We start from the raw sequence: 22,024 nt of genomic DNA on the forward strand, positions 1-22,024 counted from the left end.
CGCTCAGACGTGGCGGGGGCGGCCCGCCAGGTAGCCGACGAGCAGTTGGAGGGTCATCGCGGTGAGGACCAGCAGCAGCGAGGCGGTCCAGCCGCCGGTCCAGCCGTGCAGCATGCCGACGCCGAACGGGCCGACCGCGGCGATCAGGTAGCCCAGGCTCTGCGCCATCGCGGAGAGCTCGGCGGTGTCGGCCACGGTGCGTGAGCGCAGTGTGATGAAGGTCAGCGCGAGCGGGAACAGCCCGCCCATGCCGACGCCGAGCAGCACCACCCACAGCACCGGGGACAGCGTGGGCGCGAACAGCAGGCCCAGCACGCCGAGCAGCGAGGTCGCGGTCATCGCCACCGCCCAGCCGGACTGCGCGCGGCGGCGGGTGACCAGCGGCGGGATGATCAGCGCGGCGGGCACGCCGATGACCATCAGCGCGCCGAGCATGACGCCGGCGGTGGTCGGGTCGACGCCCGCGACGTCGCGCAGGATCTCCGGCAGCCAGCCCATCCAGGTGTAGGCGACCAGCGACTGGATGCCGAAGAAGCCGGTGACGGCCCAGGCCAGCGGGTTGCGGTACAGGCTGCGGGAGCGCCCGGCGGCCGCGGTGGTGGACGCGGCGGCCGGGTCGGGGGTGGTGGCCTGGATCGCGGCGGTGGCGGGAGTCGCGGGGGCGGCGGCGGTCTCGGCGGGGATGGCGGCCTGGTCGAGCGCGTCGTGCGCCAGGGCCGCCTCCTCCAGGGGCTGGGCGCGGCGGCGGGCCACCGCCCAGACGACCAGGGCGGTCACCGCGAGCACCGCCCACAGCCCGACCGCGACCCGCCAGCCGCCGACCCAGCGCTCCAGCGGCGCGGTGAAGGCGGCCGCGGCGGCGCCGCCGGCGGAGAGCGCGGCGCTGTAGACGCCCATGACAAAACCGAGCCGTCCGGGGAAGGACTCCTTCACGACCACCGGGATCAGCACGTTGGCCACCGCGATCGAGGAGCAGGCCGCGAGCGTGCCGCCCAGCAGAACCGCAGGTCCGTCCAGGACTCGGAGGGCGAGTCCCAGGCCGAGCAGGCCCAGTGCGAAGCCGACGACCCGCAGCGGGCCGAAGCGGCGCGAGAGCATCGGCGCCACGAGACCGGCGAAACCGAAACACACTGTAGGCACGGCCGTTACCGCGCTGACCCAGACTGCCGAGACGCCCAGAGAATCACGGACCTCCGCCAGCACGGCAGCGAGGCTGGTCACGGCGGGACGGAGGTTGAGCGCGGCAAGCACGATACCGACGATCAACAGCGAACTGCCGCCGACGACCGCACCTGCACGGGAGCGGCCGGAAGTGGCAGGCTGAGCTGCTGACCGGATGTCGTCAGGGAGGGTCGGCGTCACGGTCACGCGAGTACTATAGGCAAACATGGGATGTCCGGATGAAAGGATGAGACTGTGCCGTTGGCCACTACCCGACGCACCGGCCTCGTCGAGCAGGTGATCGACCAGATGCGCACGCTGGTGACCAGCGGCGAATGGCCGATCGGGCGGCGGATTCCCGCTGAGCCCGAGCTTGTGACGGCGCTGGGCGTGGGCAGGAACACGGTCCGGGAGGCGGTCCGGGCGCTGGCGCACGCCGGGTTGCTGGAGGTGCGACAGGGTGACGGCACGTTCGTGCGCGCGACCAGTGAGCTTTCCGGCGCGGTGCGCAGGCTGTGCGATGCCGAGCTGCGCGACGTGCTGGAGGTGCGGCACGCGCTGGAGGTCGAGGGCGCGCGGCTGGCCGCGGTCCGCCGCAGCGAGGAGGAGCTGCGGCGGCTGACCGAGACCCTGGCCGAGCGGGACGCGGCGCTGGCCGCCGGGGAGTGGGAGCGGATGGTGGTCACCGACACCGCCTTCCACCTGATGCTCGTCGAGTGCTCGCAGAACCCGGTGCTCACCGAGCTGTACCGCGGGTTCACCGAGGCGGTGAAGGCCAGTGTCGCGACCACGGTGGACTCCGAGGTGGACGGCGACCGGCACATCTCGCACCAGGACCTGCTGGCGGCGGTCCGGGACCAGGACCCCGAGCGCGCGGCCCGGGAAGCAGGCGGCTTCATCGAGGAACTGCTCTCCACCCTCGGTTCCGCCGAGCACTAGGCACCACGGCGGCCCGCCGGCTGACCGGGAACCACCGGCGGGCCTGTCCTCGGCCGAGGGCGGTTCTCCTCGACGGCTGACAACTGAGGCAGGCCGTGCGGCGCGGGAGGCCGGTGCGGCGGTCGCGGGCCACCGGGGACCCACGCTGAGCTAGCGGCTCCTGGCCCGCTGTTCGCGGGCGTCCAGGTCGGCGTTGAGGCGGGCGACCAGGCGGGCCAGGTCGCGCCGGTCCTGTTCGGGCCAGTCGGCGAGCACGCCGTGCAGCCAGGCGGCGCGGTCGGCCTGCACGACGGCGACCCGACGTCTGCCCTCCTCGGTGGCCTGCAACGGCTGGGTGCGCGCGTTGGGCGGGTTGTCGACCACCCTGGCCAGCTCGGCGCTGGTGAGCTTGGCCACATGGCGGCTGGCGGTGGACTTGTCCACGTTGAACATCCTGGCCAGCTCGCCGACGGTCAGCCCGGGCCGCGCGGAGATCACCGCCAGGTAGGGGTACGTCGTCTGGTCCAGGCCGATGACCTCGGGATATCGGGTGGTCCAGAACCGCCAGAAGGCCTTGCGGGTGAACAGGGTCAGCTCGTGTTCGAGTGCGCCGGTGAGCTGGTCGTCCGCCGTGTTCGGTTCGGCCCGGTTCGTCACGATTCCACCCTTCCACCTGCCGCCGGGAACACCAAGCCGACCGTTGCGTGACGCAACCATCGGGTCTACCGTCGGAGACATCCCACCAATTCAGTGCTGAAGGGGGATCTCTCTCATGTGTGGAATCGCCGGCTGGGTCGGCTACCAGCGCGACCTGACCCAGGAACACGACACCGCCGCCGCGATGACCGAGACGATGGCCTGCCGGGGACCGGATGACGCCGGGCTCTGGCTGGACCGCCACGCCGCGATCGGACAGCGGCGACTGGCCATCATCGATCTTGAGGGCGGCCGTCAGCCGATGCTCGCCGAGGCGCAGGGGCGCACCACCGCGGTGCTGACCTACAGCGGCGAGGTCTACAACTTCCGCGAGCTGCGCGCCGAGCTCCAGCGCCGCGGCCACCAGTTCCGCACCGCCAGCGACACCGAGGTGGTGCTCAACGCCTACCTGGAGTGGGGCCCGTCCCTGGTGGACCGGCTCAACGGCATGTACGCCTTCGCCATCTGGGACGCCCGCACCGAGGAGCTGCTGCTGGTGCGCGACCGGATGGGCATCAAGCCGCTCTACTACTACCCCACCGCCGACGGTGTGCTCTTCGGCTCCGAGCCCAAGGCGATCCTGGCCAACCCGCTGGCCGAGGCGGTGCTGGACGCGGATGGGCTGCGCGAGGCGCTGGGCTTCGTCAAGACGCCGGAGCTGGGCATCCTGCGCGGGCTGGCGGAGGTGCGGCCCGGCTCGGTGGTCACGGTGTCCCGCAAGGGGATCAGCAAGTCCCGGTACTGGCAGCTGGAGGCCACCGAGCACACCGACGACCTGGACACCACCGTGCGCACCGTGCGGGAGCTGCTGGAGGACATCGTCGAGCGGCAGCTCATCGCGGACGTGCCGCTGTGCACGCTGCTCTCCGGCGGCCTGGACTCCAGCGCGCTGACCGCGCTGGCGGCCAAGGCGCTGACCGCGCAGGGCGCGGGTCCGGTGCGCTCGTTCTCGGTGGACTTCGCCGGGTACACCGACAACTTCCACGCCGACGCCTTCCGGGACAGCCCGGACGCGCCGTTCGTGGCCGAGGTGGCCGAGCACGTGGCCGCCGAGCACACCAACATCGTGCTGGACAACGAGGACCTGATGGACCCGGTGGTGCGCGCGGCCGCGCTGCACGCCCGCGACCTGCCCAACGGCATGGGCGAGATGGACTTCTCGCTGTACCTGCTGTTCAAGGCGATCCGCGGCCGGTCGACGGTGGCGCTGTCCGGGGAGTCCGCCGATGAGGTCTTCGGCGGCTACAAGTGGTTCCACGACCCGGTCGCGGTCAACGGGAACACCTTCCCGTGGATCGCCGCGCGGGCGCACAGCCAGACCGAGTCCGTCTACCGCGGGCTGGCCGAGCGGCTCCAGCTGGGCGACTACGTCCAGCAGCGCTACCAGGAGGCGCTGGCCGAGGTGCCCAGGCTGGCCGGGGAGACCGGGCTGGAGGCGCGGATGCGCGAGCTGAGCTACCTCAACCTGACCCGGTTCGTGAACCTGCTGCTGGACCGCAAGGACCGGATGAGCATGGCGGTGGGTCTGGAGGTCCGGGTGCCGTTCTGCGACCACCGCCTGGTGCAGTACGTGTTCAACGCGCCGTGGGCGATGAAGACCTTCGACGGCAAGGAGAAGAGCCTGCTGCGCGCGGCCACCGCGGACGTGCTGCCGCAGTCGGTGGTGCAGCGCAAGAAGAGCCCGTACCCCTCCACCCAGGACGCGGGGTATGAGAAGGCGCTGCGCGAGGAGCTGGCCAGGGTGATCGAGGACTCCTCCGCGCCGGTGACCGAACTGGTGCCGCGCAAGGACATCCAGACCCTGCTGGACTCGCCGCTGGTCACCGTCGGCTCGGACTCCGCGACCCGGCGCACGGTGGAGTCGCTGCTGGGCCTGAACCGGTGGATCCTCGACTACGGCGTGCGGGTCGAGCTGTAGCAGTCGTAGAGCTGCCCTGTCCCCGGCACCAGCGCGCAGTGCGCGGTGACCCAGGACAGGGCCGCGTCCACCACGGCCGTGCCGGCAGCTGCGCCGCCGTCGAACTGAAGCGTCGGGGACGCGCCGGTGGTCCAGACGAACCGCAACTGTCCACTGTGGACATAGTGGCGCAGCTGGGCCGCGGTGGGCGCGGGGTCGTTGCCGTTGAAGCCGCCGACGGCCATCACCGGCAGGCCGGTGTCCAGGATGACCGGGGCGGCGACCAGCGCGCCCACCACGGCCACCGCCCAGCGCTCATCGCGGAACTGGGACTCCAGGTGGGCCAGCGCGGCGGCGCTCGGGCCCTCGGCGCGGTCCGGGGCGAACCTGACGGCGGGCGTGGGTTGCGCGATCGGGAAGGTCACCGAGGTCTTCGCGGTCAGCGGGGTCACCGCGTAGGCGGCGGGTCCGGCAAGGGCCGCGAGCAGTCCGGCGCTCGCGGTGAGCGCGGTCGCCCGGCGGGAGAAACGGCCGCCCAGCAACGGGATGGCCAGCGCGACCGAGGTGGCCAGGCCGAGCAGCGCGACGGTGACCGGCAGCCAGGGCAGGTAGTCCGGGGTGCGGCCGAGCAGGGTCGCACCCCAGAAGCCGGTCAGTCCCGCGGTCACCGGCAGCAGCCAGCCCCAGTGCGAGCGGTCCCGGTGCAGCCGCCACAGCGCGGTCGCGCCCGCACCGGCCACCACGGCCAGCGGCGGGGCCAGCGCGACCGTGTAGTAGGTGTGCCAGATCCCGGCGGCGGTGGAGAACACGACCGCGGTGGTGAGCAGCCAGCCACCCCACAGCAGAAGTTCGGCGCGCTGCCGCCGCAGCACCAGCGCGGCCACAGAACCCAGTAGCGCCAACGGGAACAGCCAGGCGATCTGGCCGCCGACCTCGCCGCTGAGCAGCCGGTCCCAGCCGCTGGCGTTGCCCCCGCCGCCACCACCGGCGTTCAGCCCTGGCGAGCCGACCCGGTTCTGGCCCAGCAGGCGGCCGAACCCGTTGTAGCCGAACAGCAGCTCGCTGACCGTGTTGTCGGTGCTGCTGCCGATGAAGGGCCGCTCGGCCGGGTCGACCGAGTCCACCGCGAGCAGCCAGGACAGGCTCACCCCGAGCAGCACCACCCCGGCCAGGCCGAGCCGGAGCAGCTTGCGCCACCAGGGCCCGCTGACACCGACCAGGTAGGCGGCGGCCGCGGCGGGCACGATCAGGTAAGCCTGCAACATCTTGGTGTTGAAGGCCAGGCCGACGGCCAGCGCGCAGGCCAGCAGCGGCAGCAGGCGACCGGAGCGGACCGCGTTGGACAGCGCCCAGGCGGCCAGGGTGAGCAGCAGGACCAGCAGGGTGTCCGGGTTGTTGTGCCGGGTCACCGCGACCACCACCGGGGTCAGGGTGAGCGCCAGCGCGGCCAGGATGCCCGCTGCTGGGCCAAAAGCGCGTCTGGTCACGTGGTGCACCACCGCGACCGCGGCCACCCCGGCCACGGCCTGCGGCAGCAGGATGCTCCAGCTGGAGAAGCCGAACGCCTTGGCGGACAAGGCCTGCACCCACAGCGCCAGCGGCGGCTTGTCCACCGTGATGAAACCACCGGCGTCCAGCGACCCGTAGAAGAAGGCCGACCAGCTCTTGGTGGCGCTGAGCACCGCCGCGGAGTAGTAGGTGTTGGCGAAGCCGTTGGTGGACAGGGCCCAGGTGTAGAGCACCGAGGCCAGTGCCAGCACCGCGGCGAGGGCGGGCCGGGACCAGCGGGGCTGGCGCGTGCGGTCGGTCACGGGAGCAGGCTGACCGCCGTGGCTGGGAGCCAGGTGGGAACCCGCTGGGAGTCAGCCCGGAGCGGGGCATGGGGAACGGGCGCGGCCGGGAAGGACACGGCCGCGCCCGTTCGTCGGTGGCGCGGTCAGTTGCGGTTGATGGTGAAGGTGGAGGTGGTGTTGCGGATGTCGGTGTGGTTGTTCCAGAGGCGGAGGTTGTTGAAGGTGACCGAGCCGACCGCGGGGCCCTGACCGGGTTCCGGCAGCTCGTTGGCCCACAGGCCGAAGCCGGACTTGGCGTCGAAGGCGTCGGCGCTCTTGCGGGCGCCGGAGATGGAGACGTTGGTGAACACCGTGTCGGTGATCGGGTTCTCCGGCTGGCCGGGACTGCGGTACTTGGTCTGGAACATGATGCCGCTGTAGGTCGGGTCGATGATGTCCACATCGGACACCCGGATGTTGCGGAAGACCTTGGAGGCGGAGAACACCCAGATGCCCGGGAACGTCTGGGCGCCCCAGAAGTGGCCGCCCGCCCGGACGATGGAGATGTTCTCGAACCTCGTCGGCCCCGGCCCGAAGCCGTTCATCGGATAGCCGAAGTCCAGCGAGGAGATGGTGATGCCGGAGTAGACCAGGGTGTCCGCGATGTAGATGTTGCGGAAGGTGTTGTCGTAGCCGCCGTAGACCGCGACCCCGGCCGCCCGCCAGGTCAGCGTGGAGGTCAGGTTCTCGTAGACGTTGTTCCTGATGTCCGCGCCACCGGCGTCGATCGCGGAGAACAGCGCGAAGCTGTCGTCACCGCTGGCCCGCGAGTCGTTGTTGACCACGTGGTTGTCGGTGCTGCCGTTGGTCATGTTGATCGCGTCGGCGAACATGTTGCGGATCCGGGAGTTCTTGATGGTGATCCGGTCGGTGTTCGCGCCCCAGTACAGGCACACCATGTGCTCGTTCCAGATGTTGTCGATGACGATGTCGCTGACGTTCTGGAAGTCGAACACCTTGCCGGGACCGTCGATCCGCGAGGTGTAGTTGCCGAAGTAGGCGAAGTTGGCGAAGGAGGACCCGCTCGCGCTGCCCTCGGCCCGGAAGCCGACGTCGGTGTTGGCCTGACCGGCCGGCGCGTGGAACCTGGTGAACCACGGCCCGGCTCCGGTGATCCTGACCGCCTTGCCGTAGACCTGGAACTTGCTGCTGGTCTGGTAGTCACCGGCGGGCAGGTACACCCCGATCAGGGTGCCGGTGGTGTCCATCCGGACCTTGTCCAGCGCGTTCTGCACGTCCTGGTGGCCGAAGCCGCCGGGCACGGCGTACTTGGCCGGGTCGGGGCTGGCCATCGGCGCGACCTGCTCGGTGTTGATGAAGTCGATCGCGTAGCTGCTGGTGTTGCCGCCGTCCTTCTGCAGCTTGATCTTGCTGCCCTTGGGGATGGTGCTGCCGAACATCAGGTTCGCCTCGTCGTAGATGTGCCGGGGGCCGCCCGCGCCGGGTGAGTTCTCCGGGCTGGCCTCGGCGCCGTAGAGCCAGGCGTACCTGGAGGTCAGGGTGATCGGCTTGTGCGGCTGGCCGTTGACGTAGACGTTGAGCGTGGCGTCGATGCCGCCGCCACCGGGGGCGTCCGGGATGGAGAAGCGGGTCACCAGGGTGTTGGTCTCGGCCCTGGTGGTGAACTCCACGAAGCTGCCGGTGCTGTTCAGGGTGACCGCGCGGCGGCCGGAGGCCTCACCGGCGAGGTCGCCGATGGTGCGGTTCGGGCCGATCACCTGCGCGCCGCCGCCGGTGACCGCGTCCTCGGCCTCGTACAGGTCGTAGGGCATGTTCGCGCCCCTGCCCACGAACAGGGCCTGGGTGCTGGTGTTGTTGGCGCGCTTGACCGGCAGCTCGTTGGCGTCCTCGGCCAGCACCACCCGCACCGAGTGCCTGCCCGCCGCGGACGGCCAGCTGCCCAGGTTCACCGGGGCGGTGGTGGCACCGGCGGCGATGACCCCGTGGTGCGCGCCGGTCAGGGTGCGGACCACGGTTCCGTTGCCGTCCAGCACGTTCAGCGTGATGCCGTGCGCGCCCGTGGCCGAGGCGATGCTGCCCTGGTTGCGGATGGCCACCGCGAACTCGACCGCGGCCCCGGGGGCAGGGTTGTTCGGGGTCCAGCTGACCGAGGCGGCCACCAGGTCCGAGCTGGACACCGGGTTCACCGTGAGCTGACTGGCGTTGGTGTGGCTGTTGTCGGTCTCGTTCTGCTCGACGACCGCGTTGTCCTCGTCGACCTTGGCGGTCAGCGGGTAGCTGCCCGCGTCCCTCGGGCCGATGTCGGCGGTGACGGTGGTGCTCGCTCCCGCGGCCAGGCCCCCGACCGCGGCGGTGCCGACCCTGTTCTCCCCCAGGTAGAAGTTGACACCGGTGGCGGTCGAGGCGGCGCTGCCGGTGTTGCGCACGGTCGCGCTCAGCCGGACCGGGTCGGTCTCCACCGGGGTGGCCGGGGTCCAGGAGCTGCCGGTGACGGTCAGGTTCGGGTTGGGCGCGGGGGTGCCGAGCACCTGGAACTCCGCGACCTGCCCGGCGGGCGCGCCGGTGTTGCCGGTGAAGCGGAGCTGGATGTCGGCGGCTCTGCCCTTCGCGGCGATGGTCACCGTGTTGCCGGTGGCCGGGTCGAAGACGTGCTGGGCGGATGCGGCCAGCTGGCTGAACGCGCCGCCGCCCTGGTCCCGGCCGAGCACCTCCAGGGTCTGGGTACGGCGGCCCCACGCGGTGCTGGGGTCGAGCTTGAGCACCACCGAGCTGACGTCGGCGTTCGAGCCGAGGGACACTGTGAGCGTGTTCGGGTAGCCCGCGCCGCCCTCCCAGTAGGTCTGCGCGTTGTTGTCGTTGGCGTTGGCCGCGACGAAGTTGTGCACGTGCGAGGAGGCGGTGATCGGCTTGCCCTGGGCCAGGTTCGTGCCGTTGTCCGGGCCGGTGCGGGTGACCGTGTTGCTGTTGGGCGAGGCGTTGCCCGCGGCGTCGCGCGCCCGCACGTGGTAGCTGACGGTCGCGTTCACCGGCTGGGTGTCGGTGTGGCTGAGCACGTTCCCGGCCACCCGGCTGCGCAGGGTGTTGTTGGCGTAGATGTCGTAGCCGGTGACGCCGACGTTGTCGGTGGCCGCGGTCCAGGTCAGCCGGATCTGGTCCACGCCGGGCTGGGTGTAGGCGAGCTCGCCGGGGGCGGTGGGCGCCTGGGTGTCGCCGGTGGTCGGGCCGTAGATCTCCAGCTCGGCCAGTTGGGCCGCGGGCCAGCCGGTGTTCGCGGTGAACTCCAGCCGGAGGTGCCGGGTGGTGGCCGCGGCGTTGAGGGTGAGCGTCACCGTGTTCTGCGCCTGCGGGCTGAAGGTGTGCGCCGAGGAGGCCAGCAGGTCGGTGAAGGCGGTGCCGTTGTCGCTGCCGCGCACGGTGAAGGTCTGGCCGCGCGGCTCCCAGTTCGGCGGCAGCTTGAGCACCAGCCGGTTGACCGCGACCGAGGCGCCGAGGTCGGCCTGGAGCCACTGCGGGAAGGCGTTGTTCGCGCTTTCCCAGTAGCTGTCCTGGTTCCCGTCGCCCACGTTGGCCGCGCCGTGGTCCTGGTGCTGGCTGCTCGCGGTGAAGGTGGCCGCGGCGGCCAGGTCGACGGTGGACGGGGTGGCCCGCCGGACCTGGAGCTCGGCCAGTTGTGCGGCCCGGTCGCCGGAGTTGGCGCTGACCTCGACCCGCAGGTGGCGGGTGGTGGTCGCGGGCAGGTCGAGGGTGACCGTGTTGCCGGTGGCCGGGTCGAAGGTGTGCGCGCGGGGAGTGACCAGCGTGTCGAAGCCGACGCCGTCCCTGCTGCCCTGAACGGCGAACGTCTGGGCGCGTTTCGCCCACCGCGGGGGCAGTTTCAGCGTGACCTGGTCGATGGTCTGCTCGCCGCCGAGGTCGACCTGGGCCCACTGCGGGAGCGCGTCACCCGCGCTCTGCCAGTAGGTGCCCTGGTCGCCGTCGGTGAGGGCACGGGCGGTGTGCGCGGCTTCGGCGCTGCTGGCCGCGGCCGGCTGCCGGATCGCCACATCCGGTGCGGGGGCGGCGGTGGCGACAACGGGTCCACCCATGCTGAGCAGGGAGAACGCGACCAACAGGGCGATGGGTCGGAACAGTGAGCGCTGCACTCTCATGGCGGTCCTCTGTTTCTCATCCCCGAGGCAGGGCAGCCAGGGAGGAGGTCATGCGCGACGTTGCGCAGGAAATAACGGGACTCTGTACGTAATTATCACTGTAATGTCAGGTTTTTGCGTAGCGAGAGGCAAGAGTTACAGACGCGCTACGGCCGCGTCAACGGCTCGGCCGGCATTGGCTCTGGAACGAAACAGCACCACGCGAATGGAGCAGCGCTGGTGTACAACCGGCTTCATGAGCCAGCAGGCCCCCACGTCCGAGCTGACCGGGTGGCGGCGGTCGCCGTTCACCGCGGCCGGGTCCACCTACGACTGCTACGAGAAGGGCAGCGGCCCCGGCGTGGTGGTGCTGCCGGAGATCCCCGGCATGACGCCCTCGGTGCTCGGCTTCTGCGACCACCTGGTGGACAACGGCTTCACCGTGCTGGTGGTCTCCGCCTTCGGCACTCCCGGCGCGCCGGAGAACCCGCTCACCGCCCTGCCGGTGGTGGCCAAGGCGTGCGTGTCCGCGGAGTTCCGGGCGTTCGCCCTGAACGCCAAGCGCCCGTTCACCGACTACCTGCGCGCGGTGGCCAGGGACCTGGCCGCGCGCACCCCCGGCCCCGGCGTCGGCGTGATCGGCATGTGCTTCACCGGCGGTTTCGCGCTGGCCGCCGCGGTCGACGAGGTGGTGCTGGCCCCGGTCGCCAGCCAGCCCTCACTGCCGCTGCCGCTGGGCGCGCGACGGAAGGCGGATCCGGGGATGTCGGCGGAGGAGCTGTCCCGGATCGCGGCGCGCACGGTGGAGTCCGGGCTGTGCCTGATGGGGCTGCGGTTCAGCCGGGACGTGCTGGCCCCCGGCGAGCGGTTCCGGACGCTGACCGAGCGGTTGGGCGAGGCGTTCCGGGTGGTGGAGCTGGACTCGGGGCGGGGGAACGCGGAGGGGTACCAGTGGAACGCGCACTCGGTGCTGACCAGGGAGGTCCGGGAGGGGAACTCGGCGATGGCGGCGCGGGATGAGGTGATGGCGTTCCTCCGCGAGCGGCTGGGCGGCGGCGCTGGCTGACCAGCGCGGCGCGGCCGAGCCGCCTCGCTAGCTGACCAGCGGGGGTGCGCCGGGTGGGAGGTCCGGCAGCCCCTTCGGCGCGCCCCGCTCCAGCAGCCGCTGCACCGCGTCGGTGTCCAGGTGGTCGGCGACCAGGTCGCCCAGCAGGTCCAGCTGGGCGGCGCGGGCGGCGGCGAAGTCGGTGTCCGGGGCCGGGGTGAAGCCGGTGCGGCCCGCGCGCGTGGCCGCCCAGCGCAGGAAGTCGCGGCGGAACTCGTCGTTCTCGAACAGGCCGTGCCAGTGCGTGCCCGCGATCGACTCGTGCAGCACGCCCTCGCCGGTGCCGTCGGGCAACGTGATCAGCGGGGGCAGGGTGTCCGCGCGGCGGGACGGGTGGCCGTGGTGGATCTCGTAGCCGTGCACCGGGTGTGACAGCGCGCTGCCGGTGGGGCGGGCCAGGGTCTTCACCGGGTGGAAGTCGATGTCCAGGTCCAGCAGGGCCAGCCCGTCCACCGTGCCCGCCCTGGACTCGACCTCATCGCGCAGGGTCCTGGCCAGCATCTGGTAGCCGCCGCAGATCCCGGTGACCGGCAGGCCCGCGCGGGCGTGCCGGTGGATGGCCTCGGCCAGGCCGGTGCGGCGCAGCCAGGCCAGGTCGGCGACGGTGGACTTCGAACCGGGGATCAGCACCAGGTCGGCGTCGGCCAGCCGGGAGGGCTCGGTGACAAAGCGGACCGAGACGCCGGGCTCACCGGCCAGCGCCTCCACGTCGGTGGCATTCGAGATCCGGGGCAGCCGGGGCACCACGACCCGCAGCCACTGCTCCCCCACCGGCGGCGCGGGCCGGCCCACCACCCCGTCGGCGGCGTAGGAGAGCGAGTCCTCGGCGTCCAGCCACAGCTCCTCGCGCCAGGGCAGCACGCCGTGCACCGGTCGGCCGGTCAGCGCGCGCAGCTGGCGCAGGCCCGGTTCCAGCAGCGTGGGATCACCCCGGAACTTGTTGATGACAAAGCCGCTGACCAGGGCCTGGTCCGCCGGGTCGAGCAGGGCCAGGGTGCCGAACAGGTGCGCGAACACGCCGCCGCGGTCGATGTCGCCGACCACCAGCACCGGCAGGTCCGCCGCGCGGGCCAGGCCCATGTTGGCGATGTCGTTGGCGCGCAGGTTGATCTCGGTCGGCGAGCCCGCGCCCTCGCAGACCACCGCCTCGTACTCCGCGCGCAGGCCGTCCAGGGTGGCCAGCACGGTGGCGAAGAGCTCCTCCTTGCGGGCCCGGTAGGACAGCGCGCTGACCTCGCCGACCACCTTGCCCAGCAGCACCACCTGCGAGCTGCGGTCGCTGCCGGGCTTGAGCAGCACCGGGTTGAACCGCACCGAGGGTTCGAGTCCGGCCGCGGCGGCCTGCACCGCCTGCGCCCGGCCGATCTCGCCGCCGTCGAGGGTGACCACCGAGTTGTTGGACATGTTCTGCGCCTTGAACGGCGCCACCCGCACCCCGCGCCGGGCCAGCCACCGGCACAGCCCGGCGACCAGCACGCTCTTGCCCGCGTCCGAGGTGGTGCCCGCGATGAGCAGGCCCCCGCTCACGGCAGGGTGAGGATCTCTGCGCCGTCGGTGGTGACCAGCACGGTGTGCTCGAACTGGGCGGTGAACTTCTTGTCCTTGGTGGTCACCGTCCAGCCGTCGGCCCACATGTCGTAGTCGATGGTGCCCAGGGTGATCATCGGCTCGATGGTGAAGGTCATGCCGGGCTCCAGCACGGTGTCCATGCTCGGCTCGTCGTAGTGCAGCACGACCAGGCCGCTGTGGAAGGACCGGCCGATGCCGTGCCCGGTGAAGTCGCGCACCACGCCGTAGCCGAACCGCTTGGCGTAAGCCTCGATGACCCGCCCGATCACGTTGATCTGACGACCGGGCTTGACCGCCTTGATCGCCCTCGCGGTGGCCTCCCTGGTCCGCTCGACCAGCAGCTGCGCCTCCTCGGCGACGTGCCCGGCCAGGAAGGTGGCGTTGGTGTCGCCGTGCACGCCGCCGATGAACGCGGTGACGTCGACATTGACGATGTCGCCGTCCTCGATCACCGTGCTGTCCGGGATGCCGTGGCAGATGACCTCGTTGAGCGAGGTGCAGCAGGATTTCGGGTAGTTCCGGTAGCCCAGCGTGGACGGGTAGGCCCCGTTGTCGCAGAGGAACTCGTGCACCACCGCGTCCACCTCGTCGGTGGTCGCGCCCGGCACGCACACCTTGCCCGCCTCGGCCAGCGCCTGGGCGGCCAGCCTGCCTGCCACCCGCATGGCCTCGATGATCTCCGGCGGCTGCACCCACGGATCGGTGTTGCGCTTGGGCGCCGGCTTGTCCACGTACTCGGGACGCTCGATGTGTGCGGGCACGGGTCGCCGCGGCGACTGCTGGCCGGGCTTGAGTGGGGCGCGGACGGGCATGGGGTCCACCCTACGACGCCGGAAGTGGAGTGCGGATCGGGCAGGTGGTGAGGTGAGGCGAGGTCGGTCGGCCCGGCGAACCGGGTGAAGGCGGCACCCTCCTGGACCGTCGGTCTGGACCGCCCGGTCGAGTCCGCGATCCCGCCAGTCGCCCCCTCTGACTTGCGGTACGGCGAGGTGCACTGGAAGTGAAGTTCGATCACCCTTTCCGGCGATCAGGAATTTCACACTGTGGATTGCACCATTCGGGTGGAACTCAGTTGATCTCGACAAGAAGATCATCCACTTGCCCACCGACGTCAATATCACAACGGACCGGCACCTGAATGATGACGTTCTTCAAATTGAACGATGCGATGCTAGCCTGAGCTATCAATATTTCAGGAATCGCATTTATGCGGAGAGGTCGACGCCATGGGCGACGCGCGCACACTCCTGGACCGTTCAACTCACGGTCACGGTTCCAACCTCAAAAGGCTGATCATCGAAATTATGATCAAGTCTGATCGGCAGTCCCGTATCGCCCGGCGGACCGGCTTGTCGTCGGCGTCGGTTTCGACTGCGGTGCAGGAGTTGAGCGCGAACGGCGTGGTGGAGACCGACAAGGGGGGCGACAGTTCGGGCAAATCCCGGAGCGGAAAAGTGCGGCTGCGGGAACTGCGCGGCGTCGCAATCGGGGTAGATCTGGGGTTCAACCACGTCTCCGTGGTGGCCAGACCCGTGACCAGCTCGTTCGACCAGGTGATCCAGCGCAGGGAGACGCCCGGCATGAACCGGGGGTTGCGGCTGCTTCTGCCGGACGTGCTCAACCTGATCCAGGACGCCGTCGAGGAGACCGGCCAGAAGATGGCGGACGTGGTGGCGACGGGCCTGGCCGTACCGCGGATGGTCGAGCCGCGGACGGGGATGTTCACCACGCCGGTGCTCGCGCCGTGGCGAGCGGAGGACCGGCCCATACAGGAGCTCAGCGCGGCACTCGGGGTGCCCGTGGCCATGGACAACGACGCGAATCTCGGCGCATTGACGGAACAGACGTACGGCTCTGACGAGGCTGTCGAACATGTCGCCTACGTGAAGGCGTCCACCGGCGTGGGGGTGGGCATCATGATCGGCTCGACGCTCCTGCGCGGCCAGCGCGGCATGGCTGGCGAACTCGGACATCTGACCATTGAGCCCGACGGAGATGTCTGCCTGTGTGGCGGGCGCGGTTGCCTGGACACCATCGTCGGCGCCGAGTCGCTCGTCGCCAAGGCCAAGCAGGCCCAACGGGGCAGCTCGCGGGAGGCCCCGTCCACTCTGGGCGCACTCGTGCACAGCGCGCAGGCCGGTGACGCCGTGTGTGGTCGCATCCTGAGCGACGCCGGCCGGACGCTCGGCTTCGCACTGGCCCAGCTGTGCAATCTCATCAATCCACGGCACATCATCATCGGCGGCGAACTCGCGGAGGCGGAGCACCTGGTGCTGGACACCTGCCGTCAAGAACTCAGGAGGTACGCGCTCGCGGGCACGGTCCACCAGGACGGTGATTTCAAGCTGCGCACCAGCGCGCTGAGCCCGTTCGCCGAGGCGCAGGGCGCTCTCATCCTCGGACTTCAGTCCAGGTCGTCGAAATGAACGGTCTACCGCACGAAAATCGGTCCTGAGCGTTCATATCGAAAAATCGACCCCATTAATAAGATGACAAGTTATCAAGAGGTCGCCACACGATCGAAGTCACGAACCTGAGCATCTTCCGGTGGCGGGTGAACATTTTGATGCGATACACTCCACGCACGCTATCGCCGCACCAGTCGGCACAGGACGCGTCTCCGCCGCCCGTCGACCGAAGGTATGATCATGAAATTCTTCCGTCAAGCTCGCGAACGCTTGGAAAACCCCTCAGGTCATCCACCAGCACACTCTGCGGCACACGAAGTCGACGAGGAGGGCGAGTCGCCGCTGATAGTCGATCTCGGACATGTCCGACGTATAACTTTGGGTAGTTCGTCCAGCGGAAACGCGGACGCGAACTCACAATACTACTGGTAATATATTCGTGACATTCGTGTCCACGGTCGGCCACACACCGTGCGTTGTGGGCTCTTTTCCTGCTCTCCAGGGCGGCGCCGTCGCGACCGCCCCGGCCAGCGCGACCCAGGTCTGGCCGGGCCTGCCCATCGCTGTCACCTGGGGTGAGTGGCGCCCCCGCGAATTCCGCACGGTCGCTTGTCCCGAAGTGCAACTGCTGCTCATCGGCCAGTGTGCCGCTGGAGACGCCCAACTGCGCGCCGACCTCGCCACAGCACTGCGAAGGGATCGGCTGGAACTGGTCACCTGGTGGCCGGGCAGCTACCTCGCGATCGTGGCCACCGAGGAGAAACTCGTCGCTTTCGTCGATCTCGCGGGCCAATACCCGTTGTATTACCACCCAGGGGAGCGACTGACCTTCGGAACGAGCCCGGTGCCCACCGCGATGGCTTCGGGTGCAGGGCTCAAGACTGATCCGCTCGTCGCCGCCGCGGAGATCTTCTGTGGTGCGGTGCCGATGCTCACACATGGTCTGACACCGGTGCGTGGTCTTCGCAGACTTGAGGCCGGCGAAGCACTCCAAGTGACGGCCCGCGGAGCGGTCTCGCGGTGGACCCATGCGGATCTCGCCCCGGATCAGCGACTCTCGCTGGGGGAGGCTGCCGGAGCGTTGCGCGAGTCGCTGGAGATCGCCGTGTCCACCCGGACCGCGATCGGGCACGTGAGCACTGACTTCAGCGGCGGGTTCGACTCCACCTCGATCGCCTTTCTCGCGGCTCGACACCTGTCAGCCCCGTTGACCGCTTTCGTCTACCACCATCCTGACGCGCCTGCAGACGACCTCGACCACGCCGTGCGCAACGCAGGCTTGAGCTCGAAGATCCAGCTTGAAATCGTTCCAGGAACGAGCGCCACCCTCCCGTACCGGAATCTCGGTGCGTCGCCCCCCACCGGGCTGCCTGACTTCGCGGCAGTCACGCACGAGCGAAACCACCTCCGTCTGCGGCATGTCGCGGCCACGGGCGAGGGTGTGCACCTCGGCGGGGAGGGAGCGGACGCGCTTGTGGTCGCGCCGCCGGCTTACCTGGGCGACCTGGCCAGCGAGCGACGGATACGCCAACTGCTCGCGGATTCGGGCGCGTGGGCTCGACTGCGAAACGAATCCCCGGCTCACGTGCTGTCCCGAGCGATCCAGTTGTCGAGAACGTCGAGGCGACGTGCACTGCACGCGTACGCCCGCCGGCTGCACCGCTTGGACACCCACTACCCGAGCTGGGTGGACGCGATCTCATGGTGGCCTTCGCCGGGCCCGGAGTCCTCGTGGCTCACCATCGGCGCACGCCGCGCGCTGGTGGAACTCATGCATGATCACGCCGACCGCGTGCGCCAGACCCCACAGGACGGCGGAGTCGCCGACTTCACCGCGCGGAATGACCTTCGCCGGTCTGGGGCAGTCCAACAACAACTGAGCGAAATGGCTCGCCCGTACTGTGTGTGGCCCCAGGCGCCGTTTCTGGACAATGACGTCGTCCGCGCCTGCACCGCATTGCTCGCGTCGAGACGGGCCTCTGGCACGGTGTTCAAGCCCCTGGTCCGCACGGCGTTGAACGAGGTGATTCCCGCCGCTGCGCTGGACCGCAGATCCAAGGGCAACTACCTGGGTGAGGACTACCGGGGCGCACGAATCGAAGCCGCTGGGCTGCGGAAGCGAGTCTCCGCATCTCCCCTGGCAGATATGGGACTGATCGAACCGAGTGCGGTCCGCTCGTCGATCGACCGAGCGGTTCTGGGGGCAGACACTCCCTTTCCGGCGTTGAATCGACTGATCGCCTATGACCTCTGGCTCAGGAGCATGGAGTGACCCGACGTGGCGCATCGCGCCTCTGCATTCCCCACCACGTGCACATCACAACAAGCGCCAGCGGCGCGACATTCGTGCTCAACCTGCGATCTGGCCGTTGCTACGTGATCAACCGTCTGGCCGGTGCGCTGTGGCAGGAACTATGGCGCACAGGTGACAGCGACCAGGCTGTCGACACTGTGGCGGACCAGTATCCCCAGCTCGCTCGGGCGGCATTCCGCACCAGGGCCCGGCTCATCTTCACCGAACTGGCCAACCACGGCCTCATCGCGCTCAGGAGAGGCGCAGCCGCAACGGGCCGCCTCCCCCTCACCGTCCTGGGCAAGCCCATTGGGTCCATCTCAACCGAGGAGGCGAATCCGTCCAGGAGGATCTTGCTCCTCGCTCATGTCGGGCTCTTCGCGGCGTTCTGCCTGTTGCGTCTCCCCTTCCGCCTAACCGTCCATATCGTGGGTGTGCTCACCGGCGCGTGGTGCGCGCGTGCCGCCTCCCAACCGGAAGCCGCACTGACGGTCGCGGCGGTCGAAGCGGCGGCGGATCGGTACCCCGGCCGGGCCGCCTGCCTGGAACGTTCGCTGGGCTGCGTCATCACGGCGTCTCTTACCCGGCAAAGATTGCGCTGGGTTATCGGTGTCGCCGAGGACCCGTGCCGTTTCCATGCATGGGTGGAAACTGGTGATGTTGCCGTCACGCGTTCGCCGGAGTCGCATATTGACGCCTTCATCCGCGTTCTCTCGATATGACATGGATGCTGCGGCCGAGCTGCCAGTAGCAGCCAGCCGCAGCATCGTTCGTCGTGCGCCTACTTCGCCAGAAAATCAACCAAAAGCCCGTAGTGCACATAGAGAACGCACAGCAGGCACGATACGGTCATCAACCCTCTGCGCACAACCAGACCTAACTTTCGGCCACGTGCAGCTGGCGTTGAACTCCATTCGGATCTTCATGTCCGCCGCTTCTCGCTTTTTCACGTCTGACACTCCTCGCTACCGGGGGGCGGGTGATAGTGCCACTGTGCGCTTCGCGCGCTTCCACTACAACAGGCCATTGATCTACACAGCGAGGCGGATTCTGGCGATTTCCGAGATTTTCACCAGCAGGCCCGCATCATTTCCAGCGCTACTCAATCTCGGCCTGAAGAACCTGGGGTCATGTCGACCCACCATGCGATCAGTTCGAAGCTCGACAGCTCCACCGCTGCGCGTGTGGCCTTGCTGATCAACCGGTCGGCAACGTCGGCCTCGCTCGCGGTGACCGTCGAGAGCCTCACATCGGCAGTTGGGCACCCCGACACGACGTTGAGTGGTTGGCGACCTCGAGAACCGCTAATTTGGCGAAGACCCCGCTCCACAGACCCGCCGTGTCATCGTGCTCAAAACGCCGATTCCATGAGAACCGCGCACAAGGGCCGACAGGGGGTACCGCTACCCAATTCACAAGTTCACCCGTATGAACTAATGGTCGACGCCCGTTCCATCCGCAACCTCGCCATACGACGTCCGCCGTCGAACCGGTCGAACTAGCCGATGGCGCCCAGGAACCTACCGGCCGCGTCCACCGCAGGTCCGGAGGTGCCGGAGTCCACGATCAGCACCGCGAAGGCCACGTCGCCGCGGAAGCCGATGAACCAGCCGTGCGAGTGGGTGCCGTCGCCGAACTGCGCGGTGCCGGTCTTGCCGTGCACCTCGCCGAGCCGGTTCAGCTTCTTGGCGGTGCCGCTGGTGACCACCTCGCGCATCATCGGCCGGAGCTGCTCGGCGATGCCCGGCGGCGGTGGCGCCACCGCGCCGACCACCTTGGTCTCGGCGCCGCGCAGCAGGTTCGGGGTGGGCATCGAGCCGCGGGCCGCGGTGGCCGCGACCAGGGCCATGCCGAACGGGGTGGTCACCACCTTGCCCTGGCCGAAACCGTCCTCGGCGCGCTCCACCACCGGCTCGGCGGGCGGGACCTTGCCGGTCAGGGTGCGCACCCCGGCCAGCTCGAAGTCCACGCCGACGCCGAACTGCTTGGCCGCGTTGGTCAGCGAGTCGGCGGGCAGCTTGGTGGCCAGCTCGGCGAAGGTGGTGTTGCAGGAGGCGGCGAAGGCCTGGTGCAGCGGCACGTTGCCCAGGTCGAACTCGTCGTTGTTGGGGATCTTGCGGCCCTGGATGGTCCAGGTGCCTGGGCAGGGCAGCACGGTGTCCGGGGTGGCCGTGCCCGCTTGCAGCACGGCGGCCGCGGTGACCACCTTGAACGTGGAGCCCGGCGGGTAGTTGCCGGTGAGCGCGAGTGGGCCGCCCTTGTCCGCCTCGGCGTTCTGCGCCACCGCGAGCAGGTCGCCGGTGGAGGGCTGGAAGGCGACCAGCATGGCCGCGTTCTTGACCGGCTCCAGCGCGTCCTCGGCGGCGGCCTGCACGCCCCGGCTCATGGTCAGGGTGACCGCCTTGGCCGGCTGGGCCTGCTGCTCGTGCAGGGTCTCCACCTCGGTGCCACCGGCGTTGAGGGTGACCACCCGCCAGCCCGCGGTGCCCGCGATCTGGTCCTCAACCGCCTTGCGCACGGTGGGCAGCACCTGGGCGGCGAACTCCTTGCCCGCGGGCGGCAGCAGCCGGGTCTGGCTGCTGAAGCGCACTCCCGGCAGGTCGTAGATCTCGCCCTTGACCTGCTGGTAGTCCGCGTCGCGCAGGGTGACCACCGGGTAGGCCTGGCCCTCCGGCACCTTGCTCGCGCCGTCGGTGACGCTCTGCTGGGTGATCGACTTGTCGAAACGGGCCACCGCGCCGGCCAGCGCGCCGGCCACCTTGGGCAGGTCGCCGGCGGCCTTGCGGTCCAGCAGCACCGCGACCACCTTCTCCGGGTTGAGCAGCGGGCTGCCGTCCCGGTCCAGGATGGGCGCGGGCTGCGGCTGCTGCTCGCGCAGCGCGATGGTCTGCTGCGGTTGCAGCTTCGGGTGGATCACGCTGGGCGAGAAGTGCACCCGCCAGGTCTTCTCCGCCCGGCGCAGCTCCAGCTTGCCCTGGTAGCTCCAGCTCCGGCCGCCGCCGAGGTCCCACTTGACGGTGTAGCCGCTGCTCGCGGTGGTCGAGTCGGCCGAGGAGACCTCGGTCTGGTCCAGGGTGGCGCTGACCGCGGTCGGCTTCAGCGCGGCGCGGGTCTTGTCCAGCAGGTCCTTGGCCGGTTTCGCCTCGTCGGTGCTGTTGGCCGCGGTGGCGGTGTCCCCGTTGGCGAAGGCGGAGAGGAAGGTCCGCGCCGCGTCCTCGGGTTTGGGCTCGCTGCCGAACAGACCGCAGCCCGCGACCGGGAGCACGATGACTAGCAGGGCGGTGGCGCTGACAACTCGGTGAGCGGACACGGCGGCCAGTATGCCGCGCACCCGTGTCAACAGGGGATGAAGGGCGGCGTGGGTTCCGGTTGTCAGCGGCCGGCGGTGCGGGACTGACCAGGGATGACCAGGCCGGTCTCGTAGGCGACCACCACCGCCTGGGCCCGGCTGGAGAGGTTGAGCTTGGCCATCGCGCGGTTGAGGTGGGTCTTGACGGTGGCCTCGCTGACCGCCAGCTCGTCGGCGATGCCGGCATTGGTCAGGCCGCGGCCGACCAGGCGCAGCACCTCCACCTCGCGGCTGGTCAGCGCGGACAGCTCCGGGATCGGCGCCCAGGTCTGGGTGCCGCGGTTGGCGTAGGACTCGACCAGCTTGCGGGTGATGTTGGGCGAGAACAGCAGGTCGCCGCCGGCGATGGTGTGGATGGCGGCCAGCAGCCGCTCCGGCGGGGTGTCCTTGAGCAGGAAGCCGGAGGCCCCGGCGCGCAAGGCGGCGTAGACGTACTCGTCCAGGTCGAAGGTGGTCAGCACCAGCACCTTCGGCCGCGGCTCCGGCGGACCGGCCAGGATCTGCTCGGTGGCGGCGACCCCGCTGACCTCGGGCATGCGCAGGTCCATCAGCACCACGTCCGGCCGGGTGCGGGCGGCCAGGTCGATCGCCTCCTGGCCGTTGGCGGCCTCGCCGACGACCTCCAGCCCCGGCGCGGCGGTGATCAGGGCGACGAAACCGGCCCGCACCAGCACCTGGTCGTCCACGACGAGGACGCTGGTCATCGGC

At 69.8% G+C, this 22,024-nt stretch carries 14 protein-coding genes; 6 read left to right on the forward strand and 8 right to left on the reverse strand.

The window, feature by feature from the left end:
- Positions 1–3: 3 nt before the first annotated feature.
- Positions 4–1,362, reverse strand: coding sequence for a CynX/NimT family MFS transporter (locus N8J89_RS33450; RefSeq protein WP_502868512.1), 1,359 nt, complete (start codon positions 1,360–1,362; stop codon positions 4–6).
- A 54-nt stretch (positions 1,363–1,416) separates the two neighbouring features.
- Between N8J89_RS33450 and N8J89_RS33455 the strand changes: the two genes are divergently transcribed.
- Positions 1,417–2,100, forward strand: a complete 684-nt coding sequence (locus tag N8J89_RS33455; protein ID WP_252480695.1) for a FadR/GntR family transcriptional regulator — start codon at positions 1,417–1,419, stop codon at positions 2,098–2,100.
- A 150-nt stretch (positions 2,101–2,250) separates the two neighbouring features.
- Here N8J89_RS33455 and N8J89_RS33460 read toward each other — a convergent pair whose 3' ends face one another.
- Positions 2,251–2,736, reverse strand: coding sequence for a MarR family winged helix-turn-helix transcriptional regulator (locus N8J89_RS33460; protein WP_283660971.1), 486 nt, complete (start codon positions 2,734–2,736; stop codon positions 2,251–2,253).
- Positions 2,737–2,851: 115 nt separating this feature from the next.
- Here N8J89_RS33460 and asnB point away from each other — a divergent pair, with 115 nt between their 5' ends.
- Positions 2,852–4,693 carry an asparagine synthase (glutamine-hydrolyzing) gene (asnB, locus tag N8J89_RS33465; protein WP_283660972.1) on the forward strand — a complete coding sequence of 614 codons (1,842 nt, stop codon included), beginning with the start codon at positions 2,852–2,854 and terminating at the stop codon, positions 4,691–4,693.
- Here asnB and N8J89_RS33470 read toward each other — a convergent pair.
- Positions 4,669–6,483 (reverse strand): glycosyltransferase family 39 protein, encoded by a 1,815-nt coding sequence (locus N8J89_RS33470; RefSeq protein WP_283660973.1) that lies wholly within the window; start codon positions 6,481–6,483, stop codon positions 4,669–4,671. The genes asnB and N8J89_RS33470 overlap by 25 nt on opposite strands.
- A gap of 125 nt (positions 6,484–6,608) precedes the next feature.
- Positions 6,609–10,550, reverse strand: coding sequence for a discoidin domain-containing protein (locus tag N8J89_RS33475; RefSeq protein ID WP_283660974.1), 3,942 nt, complete (start codon positions 10,548–10,550; stop codon positions 6,609–6,611).
- 298 nt (positions 10,551–10,848) lie between these two features.
- Between N8J89_RS33475 and N8J89_RS33480 the strand changes: the two genes are divergently transcribed.
- On the forward strand, positions 10,849–11,658 hold the full coding sequence (locus N8J89_RS33480) for a dienelactone hydrolase family protein (protein WP_283660975.1): 810 nt from the start codon (positions 10,849–10,851) through the stop codon (positions 11,656–11,658).
- A 27-nt stretch (positions 11,659–11,685) separates the two neighbouring features.
- On the opposite strand, the gene N8J89_RS33485 is transcribed toward N8J89_RS33480, so the two are convergent.
- Together N8J89_RS33485 and map are read right to left on the reverse strand one after the other, a co-directional pair.
- The gene (locus tag N8J89_RS33485) at positions 11,686–13,224 is read right to left on the reverse strand and encodes a cobyric acid synthase (protein WP_283660976.1); all 1,539 of its coding nucleotides are present in this window, start codon (positions 13,222–13,224) and stop codon (positions 11,686–11,688) included.
- Positions 13,221–14,078 carry a type I methionyl aminopeptidase gene (gene map, locus N8J89_RS33490; protein WP_283660977.1) on the reverse strand — a complete coding sequence of 286 codons (858 nt, stop codon included), beginning with the start codon at positions 14,076–14,078 and terminating at the stop codon, positions 13,221–13,223. The genes N8J89_RS33485 and map overlap by 4 nt, the downstream gene beginning before the upstream one ends.
- A gap of 414 nt (positions 14,079–14,492) precedes the next feature.
- Between map and N8J89_RS33495 the strand changes: the two genes are divergently transcribed.
- The 3 genes from N8J89_RS33495 (at position 14,493) to N8J89_RS33505 (ending at position 18,689) form a co-directional block, all read left to right on the forward strand.
- The gene (locus N8J89_RS33495) at positions 14,493–15,692 is read left to right on the forward strand and encodes an ROK family transcriptional regulator (protein ID WP_283660978.1); all 1,200 of its coding nucleotides are present in this window, start codon (positions 14,493–14,495) and stop codon (positions 15,690–15,692) included.
- 421 nt (positions 15,693–16,113) lie between these two features.
- Positions 16,114–17,946, forward strand: a complete 1,833-nt coding sequence (locus N8J89_RS33500) for an asparagine synthase-related protein (protein ID WP_283660979.1) — start codon at positions 16,114–16,116, stop codon at positions 17,944–17,946.
- On the forward strand, positions 17,943–18,689 hold the full coding sequence (locus N8J89_RS33505; RefSeq protein ID WP_283660980.1) for a lasso peptide biosynthesis B2 protein: 747 nt from the start codon (positions 17,943–17,945) through the stop codon (positions 18,687–18,689). Before N8J89_RS33500 ends, N8J89_RS33505 begins: the two co-directional genes overlap by 4 nt.
- 776 nt (positions 18,690–19,465) lie before the next feature.
- Here the strand turns inward: N8J89_RS33505 and N8J89_RS33510 are convergent.
- Positions 19,466–21,277 (reverse strand): penicillin-binding transpeptidase domain-containing protein, encoded by a 1,812-nt coding sequence (locus N8J89_RS33510; RefSeq protein ID WP_283660981.1) that lies wholly within the window; start codon positions 21,275–21,277, stop codon positions 19,466–19,468.
- A 62-nt stretch (positions 21,278–21,339) separates the two neighbouring features.
- A complete protein-coding gene (locus N8J89_RS33515) occupies positions 21,340–22,020 on the reverse strand; it encodes a response regulator (protein ID WP_252480685.1) in 681 nt (226 codons plus the stop codon).
- Positions 22,021–22,024 lie beyond the last annotated feature (4 nt).

It is taken from the genome of Crossiella sp. CA-258035, from assembly GCF_030064675.1.
Classification (GTDB): Bacteria; Actinomycetota; Actinomycetes; order Mycobacteriales; family Pseudonocardiaceae; genus Crossiella.

Coding starts and splice junctions, on each gene's coding strand:
- asnB (WP_283660972.1), top strand. CDS start 2,852: ATGTGTGGAATCGCCGGCTGGGTCGGCTACCAGCGCGACCTGACCCAG.
- N8J89_RS33475 (WP_283660974.1), bottom strand. CDS start 10,550: ATGGGTGGACCCGTTGTCGCCACCGCCGCCCCCGCACCGGATGTGGCG.
- N8J89_RS33480 (WP_283660975.1), top strand. CDS start 10,849: ATGAGCCAGCAGGCCCCCACGTCCGAGCTGACCGGGTGGCGGCGGTCG.
- map (WP_283660977.1), bottom strand. CDS start 14,078: ATGCCCGTCCGCGCCCCACTCAAGCCCGGCCAGCAGTCGCCGCGGCGA.
- N8J89_RS33495 (WP_283660978.1), top strand. CDS start 14,493: ATGGGCGACGCGCGCACACTCCTGGACCGTTCAACTCACGGTCACGGT.
- N8J89_RS33515 (WP_252480685.1), bottom strand. CDS start 22,020: ATGACCAGCGTCCTCGTCGTGGACGACCAGGTGCTGGTGCGGGCCGGT.